Here is a 14,738-nt window from a genome sequence, read left to right on the forward strand (position 1 = left end):
ATTTCCTTATAGGGATTTAATTTTTTCCCAAACAGAATCATCAACAGGAATACCATTGGCTTTATTTTCCGCACGAATTGCCGTAAATTCATGACCTGGTAGGCGGATTGCTACATCAGGATCAGCACGCTCAGCGGTTTTTACATAGTCCATGATTTTATTGAGTTTCTCGTCTTTCGTTTTGCCATCAATTAAACGATCCACTTCAATAGCAATGAAGATTTGTGAAACACAATATTCATCATCTTTTTCTTCAGTGACTTCAGCGACGGATAACCCGTTAGAAAGTAGGGTGGCGATCATATCTAAGACGATAGATAAACCTGACCCTTTCCAAAATCCCATTGGCAGTAAACGGCGATTTTTTTCAACCGTGCCAGGATCACGAGTTAAATTACCTTCATCATCAAAGCCTGCATCAACAAATGTTTGGCGACCTGCTAAGCGATGCACTTCTAACATGCCATAAGAATACATAGAACAAGACATATCGACCATTGTGATAGGGCTCGTCGGTACAGCAATAATCAATGGGTTAGTGCCAATACGGCATTCTTTAGCGCCCCAAGGAGGCATGACTGCAATTGAGTTTGTCCAACAGATCCCGATATACCCTTTTTCAGCGGCTTGCCAACCATAGCCACCGCCTCGCATCCAGTGGTTTGCATTTTTCAGTGCAACAACACCAATACCAAATTGATCCGCAATTTCCATTGCGCGATCCATCATTTTTTTGGCAGTGAGATTACCGATAGCTTGGTGTGCATCCCATTGTTCAATTGCACCTAAAGAAAGAACTTTTGTTGGAGTCGCCTCTGGCACAATATCGCCTTTTTCGAGTTGAGAAATAAAACGAGGAAATCGGTTTACGCCATGAGAGTACACTCCTGACTCAGTTGTATCTGCAAACATTGTTGCACATTCTTCAGCGATATCTTCACGGACGTTTCTTGCGAGTAATACACGTTTAAATTCTTGCTTGAGTGTTTCGTAACTGACTTTCATCTTGCCCTCACTATATTAATTTTCATTTCATATATTGAAACGACGTTTTAAAAAATTATAAGATGAATAAAATTTGTACGCAAATAAAATGTGTAAATAAAAAGTCTTATAAATCATATGGATATAAGTTTTTTTATTTTTTGTGATCAAGATCTCATTTTTATTTTGCTGATATCTCATTAGAATAACGCCACATAAAACAGGCTATTTAGGAATAAAGAAGATGAAAGAAGAGGATAAAAATAAACGAGCCAGCAGTAATCAAAGCCTAATTAAAGGCTTATTACTGATTGATATTTTGAGTAATTTCCCTAATGGCTGTCCATTAGCCAAGCTTTCTGAACTATCAAATCTAAATAAAAGTACGACACATCGTATGCTACAAACACTACAAGCCTGTGGTTATGTTAAACCTGCAAATACAGTTGGTGCATATCGTTTAACAATGAAATGTTTGATGATTGGGCAAAAAACGCTGAGTTCTCTCAATATTTTAAATATTACCGCCCCTTATTTAGAACAGCTTAATTTAGATACAGGCGAAACAGTTAATTTATCTATGCGTGATCATCATCATGCAGTGATGATTTATAAGCTTGAACCAACAACAGGTATGATGCGTACTCGCTCCTATATCGGTCAGCGTTTAGAACTCTATTGTTCAGCCATGGGGAAAATTTTTATGGCATATGAAAAAGGGCATACTTTAGATGATTATTGGGAGAAAAATGAAACGAATATTACACAATTAACGACCAATACAATTGTGACATCAAGTGCAATGGAGATTGAGTTAAATAAGATTCGAGAGCTGGGATATGCAATGGATAATGAAGAAAATGAAACAGGTGTAACTTGTTTAGCTTGCCCAATATTTGATATCAACGGCAACGTAGTTTACTCTGTCTCAATTTCTCTATCCACCGCACGTTTAAATCAGATTGGCAAAGAAGTATTGTTAACGCATCTTAAACAAACAACTCACGCTATTTCAAAAGAGCTGGGGGCATAGGGTCGTTATCAATTAAAAAAGACCTTTAACTCTTTGCAAGTTAAAGGTCTTGTTATTTTAAACTTATTGTAGTTCTGGTTTAATGCCCTTTATGGCTGGTGCTATAAAGGATTTTATCCGTATATGCCATTGCTACCGCAGAAACGAGAAACCCTAAATGGAGGAATAGTTGCCACATCATTGTTTTTTCATCCATATTTGCTGCATTGACAAACGTCTGCAGTAAGTGAATAGATGAAATACTGATGATAGACATGGATAATTTTACCTTCAGTACTGAGGCATTCACATGACTTAACCATTCTGGTTCATCAGGGTGGTCTTTGGTGCGTAATTTTGAAACGAAAATTTCATAGCCCCCTACAATCACCATCACCAATAAATTTGCGATCATCACTACGTCAATCAAGTTAAGGACCGCTAACATGATCATATTAGCATCCATGCTTTGTAAATTCGTCATCAACTCCCATAATGATTTCATAAATTTATATGCATAGAGTCCTTGTACAACGATTAATCCTAAATAAATAGGCAGTTGTAACCAACGGCTAGCGAAGATAATTTGGCTAATGATGTTAGGTGCATGACTTTGACGGGGTCTAGCGTATTGTTGTTTGATTTGTTGTGCTGATTGATGTTCAGGTTGTTGTTCCATATTGAATTCGTTTCAGTGAATGATAATAAGCTGTGAAAATTACCTGTTTTTATTGGAAAATTCAATTGATTTTTATGCTATCAGTAACAACCCAGATTCTTCAGCGATGTACTGATAGCTTATGTAACAATCAAATTTGTTTTAAGTCACATTGTTTAGTTTCATTAATTTGTGTGGTTGCAATAAAGGAAATCAAGGCATTTGCTGCCAGATAAATCCCCACGCCGATTAAACCAAAGTGAGCATTGATTTTTATCGCAACAATAGTAGCAACACTTGCGCCTAAAATACCTGCTAGATTGTAAGCAATGGATGCACCAGAATAGCGTACTTCTGTTGGGAATAATTCGGGCAATAAGACTGCCATTGGACCAAAAGACATCCCCATAATTATGAAACCAATGGTTAAGAAAGCAAACATATTCGTTGGTGTGGCTTCGCTTAAAAAGAGTGGTAGCGCTAGTCCAAAAATAAGTGTGGCAATGCTGACATATTGCATTAAACGGCGGCGCCCAATTTTATCCGCATAAATACCAGAGAATGCAATCGATATACCGAAAATCACAGAGGTGATCAATAAAAAAGCAGTAAAAGTACTCGCTTGCATCCCTAAGCCCATTGGGTGACCTGCTGATGAAAGTGTTGTTGGGCTTTTGGCATAGATTTGAGCAAATGCAGCCAAAATATAAAATAAGACATAGCCTGCAGTCGCTAAAAAGACACTCGTAATAAAGGGCTTGAGGTGTTGAGTAAAGACAGCTTTGATTGGGAAAGTATGGGTTTTACCTTGTTTTTCTGCTTCAAAAAAGACCGCACTTTCGTGGATTTTGGTACGCACATACCAACCGATAACCACTAATATGGCAGAGGCAATAAATGGAATACGCCACGCCCATTCTATTAACGCTTCTTGACCGAATACTTTGCCTACGGTGAAAAACGCACCATTTGCTAATAATAAACCGACTGGGGCACCAAGTTGTGGAAAAATACCATACCATGCACGTTTTTCTGGGGGGGCATTTTCAATCGCTACTAATGCTGCCCCGCCCCATTCACCACCTAAACCAATACCCTGACCAATACGACAAAGACAAAGGAGCATAGTTGCCCAAATACCAATTTGTGCATAATTAGGCAATAATCCAATGGTGACTGTTGCGATGCCCATCAGTAATAATGAGGCGATGAGCGATTTTTTACGCCCGATTTTGTCACCAAAATGCCCAAATAGCATCGCACCAAAAGGACGTGCGAAGAATGCGAGGGCTAAAGTAGACAAAGATGCAAGTTCGTTACTGACAGGATCGGCACTGTGGAAAAATTGATGGTTAAAAACCAATACCGCTGCCATCGCGTAAATATAATTATCAAAATACTCAATTGCCGTGCCAACCATTGTCGCGATGGCAACTTGACGAGGATTATTACGCATTCCCGAGTAGCTCCTGAACAGCTTTTTTGATGTTAGTTGATTGTGCGATAGCTGAAATGACAGCTACGCCATTAGCACCACGTTGACGTAGCTCTCCTGCGCTTTGGGCAGTGACTCCACCAATTGCCACGATGGGCTTATCGATCCCATTTTGGCGAATCGTGGACACAAACTCGACCCCTACAACAGGTTTTGGATCTTCTTTTGATTGGGTTGGGAAAATGGGACCTGTGCCGAAATAATCAATAAGCGGGTTAGCTTGTGCGGCAAGCCCTTGCTCAAGGGTATTGACGGAGGTACCAATAAAACATTTGCTATAACAAAGTGCGGCAACATCGGCGACTGCCATATCTGTTTGCCCAACGTGAATACCGTCAGCCCCAATTTCAATCGCCAGTTGCACGTCATCATTCACCACAAAAGGCACATTATATTGATGACAAAGATCGCGACATTTCATCGCCAATTCTTTCACTTTCGCGGGATCTTGTAAGGACTTTTTGCCTTTTTCGCGGAATTGATAACAAGTGACCCCCGCTTTTAATGCCTGTTCTAAAATACTCAATAGATTTTCAGCAGGATCTCCCCCTGTATTCGGGCAGTCTTGTGTGCCCGCGATAAAATACAGTCGCATTGCTTGTTCAATGTTGTTCATATACATCCTTTCAAAACGTTGTGTTTTTTGACCGCACTTTTGTGCAAATTCGATTTATTTTTTCACTTTGGAATAGGCCCAATGGTTTGTCGGCCCGTGTCCGTGACCAATGTTTAATGGATCACTAATCGCTGCGGTAATAAACGCCTTTGCGGTTTTTACTGCATCAACAATAGAATTATCTTTCGCTAATTCAGCCGCTAGACAAGCTGAGAAGGTACAGCCTGTACCGTGGGTATGTTTCGTTGGGAAACGTGGGCTGTCTAAGAAAAAGGTTTCGGTTGGGGTGAAAATCCAGTCACGACAAACGCTGCTTTGTGAATCTTCAGTGTGACCGCCTTTAATCACGATATTTTTTGCGCCCATTTGCTGTAATAAGGTTGCCGCCTCAAGTGCGGTCTTATCATCCACAATTTTAATGCCTGTTAAGGCTTCTGCCTCAGGTAGGTTTGGTGTAATCACTTCTGCCATTGGCACTAAATGCTGTTTCAACGCCTTCACTGCATTTTGTTGTAATAACGGTGCCCCACCTTTTGCAATCATTACGGGGTCTAATACCATTTTGCCAAACTGGTATTTTTTCAGTGCATTCGCTACACATTCGATAATTTCCGCTGTGCCTAACATACCGATTTTAAATGCCGAAATGTGGAAATCGTCCGCAATAGCTTTCAGCTGCGCTTCAATTGTTGTTAATGGAATCGAGTGAATGTCAAACACGCCCAGCGTGTTTTGTGCAGTAATGGCGGTAATCGCTGATGTGCCAAACACACCACGCATTTGGAAGGTTTTTAAGTCCGCTTGGATACCCGCACCGCCACCGCTATCAGAGCCTGCGATGGTTAAGGCTTGTGCAATATTATTCATAAGATACTCTCGCTAATTGTGAAATTTGTTCTGGGGAAATACTGGCTAATTGATCTAATAAGCCCACATAAAATTGTCCGTGTTGTGTATCGCTTAATTGTTTAGCGGCTAACTCGCCAGCTAAGGCATAAGTCGTACAACCTTCAACCATGGCATCAAAATATTCTTCAGGTTTCGCTACTGCTAAAAATGCGCCACAAACTGCACTTAATAAGCAACCTGATGCCGTAATTTTCGGGAATAGTGGTGTGCCGTTGTGAATTTGTGCGTGGCGTTTGCCATCACTTAAATAGTCCGTTTCACCGCTTATCATCACTACACAGTGATATTTTTCAGCAACAATGCGAGTAATTTCTGCGACATTAGCATTGCCGTTGCCTGCATCCACGCCTTTTGCTTGCCAATCCACATCTGCAATTGTGGCTAACTCGCCTGCATTGCCACGAATCGCGGCAAATTTCACTTCTTTTAATAACGTAGCGACAGTTTGTTTACGGAAACGGGTTGCTCCCACTCCCACGGGATCCAACACAACTGGAATACCCACTTGGTTTGCTGTTTTACCCGCTAACACCATTGCAGCGACTTCTTTCCCCATTAAGGTGCCGATATTAATCACCAATGCATTGCTAATACGTGGCACTTCCTCCATTTCTTCAATCGCAGCAGACATTAACGGCGAAGCCCCAATCGCAAGCAATCCATTGGCAGAGAAGTTCGCAGCCACCACGTTGGTGATGTTGTGGATGAGAGGGTTTTGAGATTTGATTTTTTGTAGGTATTTTGGTTTTAACATATTGGTTGTACTTCTATTTTGTGATGTTTTAGTTTTATCAGTTTAGTTCTATCGGGTTTCGCACGATGTGCGACCTACTTTTTCTTTGCTTGTGCAAAGCAAAAGTAGGCAAAAAGAAAACACACCCGACTAAGTTGCTTTTCCTCATTTCAAAGCCATTTTCTTAACGGAAAATAAGTTGTCTTCACTTCGCTACGCAACCTTATTTTCCTAAAAATGCCTTTTCCATTCGGGCAACTTACACGGGGCCTGGTTTTATCGAGTTTTTTAATTAAAAGTGCGATGACTTTTAACCGAATTTAAATTGTTCTTTAAAATCAGATTTATTTTCTTTTATTCCCTTATTTTTCGCCGTAGCGGTTGCGTTTACTTTTGAGAACAACTTTCCTTGTTTGAGCTTGCGAAGCAAGTGAGTTTGGAAAGTTAGTTCCAAAAGTTAGCAATAAGCGAAGGGAAAAGAAAAATCAGGGTCGCCTTTCTTTGCTTACTTTCTTTGGCAAAGCAAAGAAAGTAAGAAGCTATTTCACTTCTACCGCATAATCACTCAACGGTTTAACCACTTTCGTTAAGCCATTTTCTTTCAAAAATTCCGCCATTCTTTCATAACGGTGACCATCTAATGCTCTTGGTCGTAAGGCCAAACGAGGTAGAGTATCTTTCCACGCTAAACGGTTGAGGTCGTTATCTAATTCTTTTGGTTTGTATGCTACGAACGATTTCCACGCATCGTCAGGGTGGTTCATGGTGTAAATGGTAGCTTGCTCAAGTGCGGTTAAAAATTTGCTAATTTTTTCTTTTGGCATTGATGTTTTGTTTGCCACTAAAATTAACTCATCATATACTGGCACACCGTTTTCTTCTGGATAGAACGCACGACCAGGTTGTTTTTCTAATTGCATTTGGTTTAATTCAAAGTTACGGAAACCGCCGACCACAGCGTCCACTTGACCGCTAATTACAGACGGTGAAAGTGACCAGTTGACGTTCACCATTTCCACATCTTTTCCAGTCAAACCTGCGGACTTCAACATGGCTTTTAACAATGAATCTTCAAAGCCACTCACTGAATAACCAATTTTTTTGCCTTTTAAATCGGCTAGGGTTTTGATGTCACTTTTTTCTAATACAATCAACGTATTTAATGGAGTTGCTACTAACGTACCAACACGAGTGAGCGGTAAATCTTCTGCTACTTGGATTTGTAACTGTGGTTGGTAATCCACCGCTAAATCCGCTTTACCTGCCGCCACTAATTTTGGCGGTAGAGAAGGATCGGCGGGCTCAACAATTTCAACCTCTAAGCCATTTTGTTTAAAATAACCTTTTTGTTGTGCCACGATAATGGCTGCGTGATCAGGGTTCACAAACCAATCAAGTAATAAAGTTAATTTTTCTTTGGCAGATACAGAAAGGCTCACGCCCATTGCGAGCGCAACTGTAAGCGTATTTTTCACGAAGTTTTGCATGTATTTGTCTCCTTTTTTCTTGTTAGCTTAAATCTAATCCCATTTGCCAAAATGCAGATTCCATACGGGTTGCGGTATTAAAAATCTGTTGTAATTTAGCAAGTTGTGTATCGGTTAAACCTGCACATAACGCATCTAATGCTTCAATTGCATTTTGTGCAGCAGTTTGAAATTCCTCACCTGAATAAGCATCAATCCATGCCTGATACGGGTTGTTTTCGGGGCTTACACCACTTTCTACGATGTGTTTTGCAATCACTGCATAACCAATAGCGCAAGGGGCGATAGCAGTATAAAGCTCAGCTAGACCGCCAGTCATTCCAGCGTCTAACACATAACGTGTGTAAGCCACACAAGCGGCAGATTCTTCAGTGCTGAATAAAGTTTTCTCATCAATTCCCCAGTTTTCACAGAATTGAATATGTAATTGAATTTCGTGCAACAATGCGCCAATTGCCTCGTGAGCCGTTTTCATTTGGGCAAAATTTTCGGCTTTATAAATACCTAATGACAGTGCACGGTTGTATTGAAACAGGAATAAATAATCTTGTTTCAAATAGTGTTGGAAGCAGGCTTTTGGTAAGGTGCCATTTGCCATTTGTTGCACAAATGGGTGGTGGACATAATCCTGCCAATATTGCCCGGCATCGTTGATAAGTTGTTGTGTTGTTGACATTGTTGTGTTCCTTTTTGATTTTGTTTGTTCCTTTTTTTGTTTCACCAAAGAAAAGGAACCTAATTTACTAATGATGAAAGTGCGGTTGTTTTTTCAAAAATTGTTAAGCTATTCTTTTGACTGATTATTTTAAAAACCTCACCCAAGGTAGCCATTTGTTCAGTAAATAATCCACGCTGAAATACAAACACAAGCTGATAAGCATTAAAACGAATAACGCCGAGAACATTAAATCCACTTGCATTCGTGCGTTGGCGTGGAGCATTAAATAACCAAGTCCCTGTGATGAACCAACCCACTCGCCGACAATCGCCCCGATGGGTGCTACGGATACTGCAATGCGTAAGCCTGATGCAAAAGAGGGCAATGCGGCGGGTAATCTCACTTTAAATAACATCGAAAGCGGTGAGATTTGCATGGTTTTTGCCAGCTCTAGCCATTGGTTTGGCGTGTTGCGTAAGCCGTCATAACACGCAGCGGTAACAGGGAAATAAATAATCAGCACCGTCATTACGATTTTGGAAGCTAATCCATAGCCAAACCACAGCACCAATAACGGCGCGATCGCAAAAACAGGAATGGCTTGCGAGATGACTAATAAGGGTAATAAAAATGCGGATAAATGGCGCGATAAACTCAAAAGTAGAGCGGAAATCAGCCCTAATGTGACGCCTAAAAATAGCCCTAGCCCAATTTCTAATAAGGTCACTTGCGCGTGTTCCCACAATAAATCATAGCGGCTAGCAAGTTGGTTGAAGACTTCGGTTGGTGGTGGCAACATATAGCGTGGAACATCAAAAAAACTGACCGCACTTTGCCATAATCCAAGCAATAATAATGAAAGTAGCGTGACGTTAAGGAGCGTTTTGATTTGCATTATTCCGTCCCTTTCATTAACTGAGCAAGTAAATGCTGCTGCAATTGCCACAAATCATCTTGCACTAATTCACGAGGAGCCGTTCCAGTGGGGGCGATTTTCTCTGAAAGCGTCGCGGGATAATTTTGTAACACATAGATTTCATCACTTAATCGAATCGCCTCTTGTGGATCATGGGTGATCAATAAAACGGTCTTGTGTTTTAGCAACTCACAAGCGAGATTTTGCAATTGCAAACGGGTGACGGCGTCCAATGCCGAAAAAGGTTCATCCATTAAAACAATTTCTGCATCTTGCATTAATGTACGGGCAAGGGCGACACGCTGTCTTTGTCCACCAGATAAATGATAACAAGCCTTGTGTTGGTGCATATCCATTTTGACCGCAGCTAACAACTGCTGTGCTTTGGTTTGTGTTTCTAACGTTTTTGAATGGCTTAGATGTTGAGCTAATTGAACGTTATCAATGACAGACAACCAAGGATATAACGCATCTTGTTGTGCCATATAGCTGATTTTTTCATTATGTGGGAAACAAATCTCTCCTTGCGTTTTCGCCTCATTCTCAAGCCCTGCAATAGCGCGCAACAAGGTGGATTTTCCCACACCAGAAGCACCCAAAATACTTGTCCACTTTCCTTTAGGTAAAGCAAAATCAAACTCTAAGAACAAAGGTTCTTGGTTATAGGTCAATGTGAGTGAACGAATTTCAACTGCATTCATTGTATTAACAATAAATTAATTAGCGTTGAAATAGGAATAAGCGAGATAAGGAAGTTGAAAAAATCAAAGAAAATGAAAGTGTTCGCATAATTAGTTTCCTACGTCAGTATTAGCTGTATCAGGTTCACGGGTATCATCTCAGCTTTACGTTTTAACAACGTAAGGCACCCCGACTAAAGTGCGATAAGACTACCTTACTCTACTAAAAAGAGAAGATATTTGTTAAAGAAATGTGATCTTTGTCACGTTATTAATTTATATTGTGGCTATTTCTTGTCTATTTTTTCTTCAATTTTAACCACTTGCAAGCGTTCTACTTCTACATCATTGTGTAACAGTTCGACGTTTGGCATGACTTTGTTGGCTTTGGCGGAAAGGTCTTTGAAACGTTCAACTTTGCCGACTAAGCCTTGCTGACCAACTAGAGCCGTCACGGTGTTGTTATAGTGCGAACTTACAGTGGAAAGTGTGTTGCCGAGCTTGCTAAGACGTTCCGCAACGACGCAAATTTGATTGTAAATTTCTCCAGCACGAGCACTGATTTCTTTCGCTTCTGCATTGCCACGTTCGATACGCCATAAGTTTGCCACTGTGCGTAAAATTGGCATTAAAGTGGTGTGCGACACTAGAATCACATTTTTCTCATAGCCATAATTAAATAGGCTCGGATCCATTTTCATGGCTTCGATATAGGCAGGCTCAACTGCAATAAACATCAGTACAAAATTCGGGCTACGCATTCCAATCAAGTTGCTGTAATCTTTGCGCGAAAGATCATCAATGTGATTTTTAATCGCTTTGATATGTTCACGTAGTTTGCTCTGACGCAGTATTTCGTCATCAGAATTGACCGCACTTTCATAGGCTACCAACGACATTTTGCTGTCGATAATCAAATGTTTGTTATCTGGTAAATTCAAAATGAAATCAGGGTAATTGTGTTTGCCTTCGCTGTCTTTAAAATGCGCTTGTGCTTCGTAATGTTCGCCTTCAATCAAGCCCGCTAATTGTAACGCACGTTCTAATTGCACCTCACCCCAATTACCTAAGGTTTTCTTTTCACCTTTTAGCGCAGAAGCCAGATTATCCGCCTGCTGCGACATATTTAAGCCAATATCCAATACTTTTTTGATTTCCGCTTCTAAACCCGCATTGCCTTTTACTGACTCAGAATGAATTTCATTCACGCGTTTTTGAAAACCCTCAATTTGCTCACGAAATGGCTTGAGCAAACTGTCCAATGCGGTTTGATTGCTTTGGCTAAAGCTACGGCTTTTTTCTTCTAAAATACGGTTGGCGAGATTTTGAAATTCTGTGCTTAGTTGTTGCTTACTTTGCTCAATATTTTGTTGTTGCTCGGCAAAGTTTTTTTCTTTTTCCGCCAGTGTGGTTTTTAGCTCGGTAAATTCTTGTGACAGTGCGGTCAATTTTTCCACTAATTCACGATTCTCTTGCTCTTTGCGATAGAAATTGCTTTGGCTATGTTCAAGTTGTTTTTCTAAACTTTCCGCTTGCGCAGAAGCAATGCCAAAGCGTTCTTTAAGTGCGGTGATTTTTTCTGAAATTTCATTATGACGTGCTTGTTCTTCATCAAGTTCTTTTTGCAAATAACCTAACTTTTCATCACGTTCAATCAAACGTACTTGCAACCCTTCCGCATTAGTTTGATATTTCACCACTGCTTGTTCAAGTTGGCTTTTGGTTTGTTGCAATGCTTCAAATTTGCTTAATAATTGATTGAAATCTTCGATGGTTTTATTGAGATCTTGTTGCAATTCTTGGCTGTCACGTTTACGACGCGCGCTGATAAACAATAAAATGACACAACAAAAAGTCAGTGCACCAATAATCAGTAGGGATTGTGATGCGGTCAGTTCAAATAGCATAAAGTCTTTCCATAAGTTTAACGAAGAATTAAAGTATAAAGGAAAGTGGCGGATTTATCCTAACAGGTTATAATCTTTTTTATTTATCAGGTTGGTTTATGTCTCATTCCCAATTTTACCTTGCCTCAAGTAGCCCACGTCGTGCACAGATTTTGCAAAATCTCGGCTTTAAATTTGACGTGTTTTGCTGCGATATTGATGAAACGCCGCTACCGAATGAAAAGGGCGCGGATTATGTATTGCGTATGGCGATTGAGAAAAATCACGCTGCACGCCAAAAGTGGCAACAGGAAAAACTTGCGAAAAATGTACCGCACTTGCCCTTTCTTTCTGCGGATACCTCAGTGATTTTAGATGATAACATTTTAGGCAAGCCACAAAATGAAACTGATGCAGCACAGATGTTGCGTGCGTTGTCAGGCAGAGCACATCAAGTGATTACGGCGATTTGTGTTGCGAATGATCAGCAAATGAAAACAGCAGTGCAAATCAGCAAAGTTCACTTCAAACCCTTAACGGAGAAAGAAATTCAAAGCTATATTGCAACAGGCGAACCGATGGATAAAGCAGGTGCTTATGGGATTCAGCAATTAGGCGGTGCGTTTATTGAGCATATTGACGGCAGTTTTACGGGTGTAATGGGGTTGCCAGTGTTTGAAAGCGTGGCATTATTGAAGGCGTTTGGGGTAGAATTGTTTTAATTTAACTGAGGAGCACCAATGAGCGAACGCCTTTTTCAACATACAAAACAAGAAGAACATTGCCCTGTTTGCAACGCTTTATTGCAAGTCAAACAAGGTAAAAAAGGCTTGTTTTTAGGTTGTAGCGCGTACCCTGCTTGTGATTATTTAAGACCTTTACAATCACATTCTGAAAGCAAAATTCTGAAAGTGTTAGAACAGCAATGTCCAGAATGTCAGCATCCATTGGTATTAAAACAAGGACATTTTGGTATGTTTATTGGCTGCAGCAATTACCCAGAATGTCATTTTGTAGTCCATGATGAACCAGAGGAGCAGGTGCAAGAAACGGTTCCTTGTCCTGAATGCCAAAAAGGCGAATTGGTGGCACGTCGTGGGCGTCAAGGCAAAGTGTTTTATGGTTGTAATCGCTATCCTCAATGTAAATTTACGTTACCTAGTAAGCCGTATTTAGTGGCTTGTCCTGCGTGTGAAAGCCCAGTTTGTACATTGAAAAAAGAAACGGAAACTCACCGCACTTTTCAATGTGTGAACAAAAGCTGTCGCCATATTTTTGACTCGGAAATTTAATTTTAATGAATATTGAACAAATCGTTGCACAACTTAAACAAAATGACGTTGTGGCTTATCCCACAGAAGCTGTATTTGGTTTAGGTTGTAACCCAAATAGCGAAAGTGCGGTGCAAAAATTATTAGTGCTGAAACAACGTCCAATTGAGAAAGGGCTGATTTTGGTTGCGCCTCATTTAGACTTTTTATTGCCCTTTATTGAGACCGCAAATTTTGATGGGCAACACTGGCAACGCTTGCAGATACAATATGATAGCCCAATCACTTGGGTCGTGCCCGCAAAAAGTAGTACGCCAAAATTTTTAACTGGACAATTCGACAGCATTGCGGTGCGTTTATGTCAGCACGATGGGGTGAAGCAACTCTGTGAGCAAGCGGGTTTTGCGTTAACCTCAACTAGTGCCAATCTCACCACTTTGCCACCTTGCCGTAGCGCACAAGAAGTGCGAGCGCAATTTGGTGAGGATTTTCCTGTGTTAGATTTACCCGTTGGCAGTGCGACGAATCCGTCTGAAATCCGCGATCTTTTTACTCATCAACTCTTTAGGCAAGGTTAAACTATGGATACATATGCGGTGTGGGGTAACCCAATTGCACAAAGCAAGTCACCACAAATTCACAAAATTTTTGCTGAGCAAACTCAACAGCAAATGGAATATGTGGCAATGCTCGGCGATGAACAAGATTTTGAACAGCAGTTGCGTGTCTTTTTTGATAAAGGAGCGCAAGGCTGCAATATCACTGCCCCCTTTAAGGAGCGAGCTTTTCAGTTAGCAGATATTCACAGCGAACGTTGTTTGACAGCTGAAGCTTGTAACACTTTGAAAAAGTTAGATGACGGACGTTTATATGCTGATAATACGGATGGTGCGGGCTTAGTCAGTGATTTACAACGTTTAGGTTGGCTCAAACCTGAGCAAACACTTCTGATTTTAGGCGCAGGTGGGGCAACAAAAGGTGTGTTACTGCCCCTATTACAAGCTAAACAACATATTGTGTTAGCCAACCGCACACTAAATAAAGCGGAAGATTTAGCACAAAAATTTGCCCAATATGGCAAGATCGAGGCTGTTGAATTGGTCGATATTCCCGTGCAAAAATTTGATTTAATCATTAATGCGACGTCCTCGGGCTTACACGGACAGACCGTCAACGTCAATCCAGAAATTTTGCAAAAAGCCACCGCACTTTACGATATGCAATACGCCAAGGATATCGACACGCCATTTATTGCACTTTGTAAGCGGTTAGGTAAGCAAAACATCAGCGATGGCTTTGGTATGCTTGTTGCACAAGCTGCACATTCTTTTGAATTGTGGCGAGGAGTGATGCCAGAGTTTGCGGCGTTACTCAATGAGAAGCTCGTCTGAAACAAAGATAAAAAATACTGCATTTAATGTGCAGTATTTTTT

General features: G+C 40.7%; 16 protein-coding genes and 1 riboswitch. Of the genes, 5 read left to right on the forward strand and 11 right to left on the reverse strand.

Going from position 1 to position 14,738, the window contains the following annotated elements:
* Window positions 1-6 precede the first annotated feature (6 nt).
* Window positions 7-1,005: a 3-dehydro-L-gulonate 2-dehydrogenase gene (gene yiaK / locus DYE19_RS09770; protein WP_115323407.1), complete on the reverse strand. Its 999-nt coding sequence runs from the start codon at window positions 1,003-1,005 to the stop codon at window positions 7-9.
* 223 nt (window positions 1,006-1,228) lie between these two features.
* Here yiaK and DYE19_RS09775 point away from each other — a divergent pair, with 223 nt between their 5' ends.
* Window positions 1,229-2,017, forward strand: coding sequence for an IclR family transcriptional regulator (locus DYE19_RS09775; RefSeq protein ID WP_049214791.1), 789 nt, complete (start codon window positions 1,229-1,231; stop codon window positions 2,015-2,017).
* Between the two features lie 79 nt (window positions 2,018-2,096).
* Here the strand turns inward: DYE19_RS09775 and DYE19_RS09780 are convergent, their stop codons facing one another.
* The 10 genes from DYE19_RS09780 to DYE19_RS09825 form a co-directional block, all read right to left on the reverse strand.
* Window positions 2,097-2,675: a TIGR00645 family protein gene (locus DYE19_RS09780; RefSeq protein WP_115323408.1), complete on the reverse strand. Its 579-nt coding sequence runs from the start codon at window positions 2,673-2,675 to the stop codon at window positions 2,097-2,099.
* Between the two features lie 130 nt (window positions 2,676-2,805).
* Window positions 2,806-4,110, reverse strand: a complete 1,305-nt coding sequence (locus DYE19_RS09785) for an MFS transporter (protein ID WP_115323409.1) — start codon at window positions 4,108-4,110, stop codon at window positions 2,806-2,808.
* A complete protein-coding gene (gene thiE / locus DYE19_RS09790) occupies window positions 4,103-4,765 on the reverse strand; it encodes a thiamine phosphate synthase (RefSeq protein ID WP_115323410.1) in 663 nt (220 codons plus the stop codon). Before thiE ends, DYE19_RS09785 begins: the two co-directional genes overlap by 8 nt.
* 54 nt (window positions 4,766-4,819) lie before the next feature.
* Window positions 4,820-5,632: a bifunctional hydroxymethylpyrimidine kinase/phosphomethylpyrimidine kinase gene (gene thiD, locus DYE19_RS09795; protein ID WP_115323411.1), complete on the reverse strand. Its 813-nt coding sequence runs from the start codon at window positions 5,630-5,632 to the stop codon at window positions 4,820-4,822.
* Window positions 5,625-6,428, reverse strand: coding sequence for a hydroxyethylthiazole kinase (gene thiM, locus DYE19_RS09800; RefSeq protein ID WP_115323412.1), 804 nt, complete (start codon window positions 6,426-6,428; stop codon window positions 5,625-5,627). Before thiM ends, thiD begins: the two co-directional genes overlap by 8 nt.
* Before the next feature lie 518 nt (window positions 6,429-6,946).
* On the reverse strand, window positions 6,947-7,894 hold the full coding sequence (locus DYE19_RS09805; protein WP_115323413.1) for an ABC transporter substrate-binding protein: 948 nt from the start codon (window positions 7,892-7,894) through the stop codon (window positions 6,947-6,949).
* Between the two features lie 22 nt (window positions 7,895-7,916).
* Window positions 7,917-8,570, reverse strand: a complete 654-nt coding sequence (tenA, locus tag DYE19_RS09810) for a thiaminase II (RefSeq protein ID WP_115323414.1) — start codon at window positions 8,568-8,570, stop codon at window positions 7,917-7,919.
* A gap of 124 nt (window positions 8,571-8,694) precedes the next feature.
* Window positions 8,695-9,447, reverse strand: a complete 753-nt coding sequence (locus DYE19_RS09815; RefSeq protein WP_049214799.1) for an ABC transporter permease — start codon at window positions 9,445-9,447, stop codon at window positions 8,695-8,697.
* A complete protein-coding gene (locus tag DYE19_RS09820; RefSeq protein WP_115323415.1) occupies window positions 9,447-10,169 on the reverse strand; it encodes an ABC transporter ATP-binding protein in 723 nt (240 codons plus the stop codon). Before DYE19_RS09820 ends, DYE19_RS09815 begins: the two co-directional genes overlap by 1 nt.
* Window positions 10,170-10,247: 78 nt before the next feature.
* Window positions 10,248-10,351: riboswitch (TPP riboswitch) on the reverse strand.
* An 84-nt stretch (window positions 10,352-10,435) separates the two neighbouring features.
* Entirely contained in the window at window positions 10,436-12,055 is a 1,620-nt protein-coding gene (locus DYE19_RS09825; protein ID WP_115323416.1) for a DNA recombination protein RmuC, read from the reverse strand.
* 98 nt (window positions 12,056-12,153) lie between these two features.
* On the opposite strand from DYE19_RS09825, the gene DYE19_RS09830 reads away from it, so the two are divergent.
* Genes DYE19_RS09830 through aroE form a run of 4 tightly spaced genes read left to right on the forward strand, consistent with a single transcriptional unit; the run spans window position 12,154 to window position 14,696 of the window.
* A complete protein-coding gene (locus DYE19_RS09830) occupies window positions 12,154-12,756 on the forward strand; it encodes a Maf family protein (RefSeq protein WP_115323417.1) in 603 nt (200 codons plus the stop codon).
* 18 nt (window positions 12,757-12,774) lie between these two features.
* Complete coding sequence (locus tag DYE19_RS09835) at window positions 12,775-13,326, forward strand: DNA topoisomerase family protein (RefSeq protein WP_115323418.1); 552 nt, start codon at window positions 12,775-12,777, stop codon at window positions 13,324-13,326.
* 5 nt (window positions 13,327-13,331) lie between these two features.
* Window positions 13,332-13,883 (forward strand): L-threonylcarbamoyladenylate synthase type 1 TsaC, encoded by a 552-nt coding sequence (gene tsaC, locus DYE19_RS09840; RefSeq protein WP_115323419.1) that lies wholly within the window; start codon window positions 13,332-13,334, stop codon window positions 13,881-13,883.
* 3 nt (window positions 13,884-13,886) lie between these two features.
* Window positions 13,887-14,696, forward strand: a complete 810-nt coding sequence (gene aroE, locus DYE19_RS09845) for a shikimate dehydrogenase (RefSeq protein ID WP_115323420.1) — start codon at window positions 13,887-13,889, stop codon at window positions 14,694-14,696.
* The last annotated feature ends 42 nt before the right edge of the window (window positions 14,697-14,738 follow it).

This window comes from Pasteurella canis (assembly GCF_900454865.1).
GTDB lineage: Bacteria > Pseudomonadota > Gammaproteobacteria > Enterobacterales > Pasteurellaceae > Pasteurella > Pasteurella canis.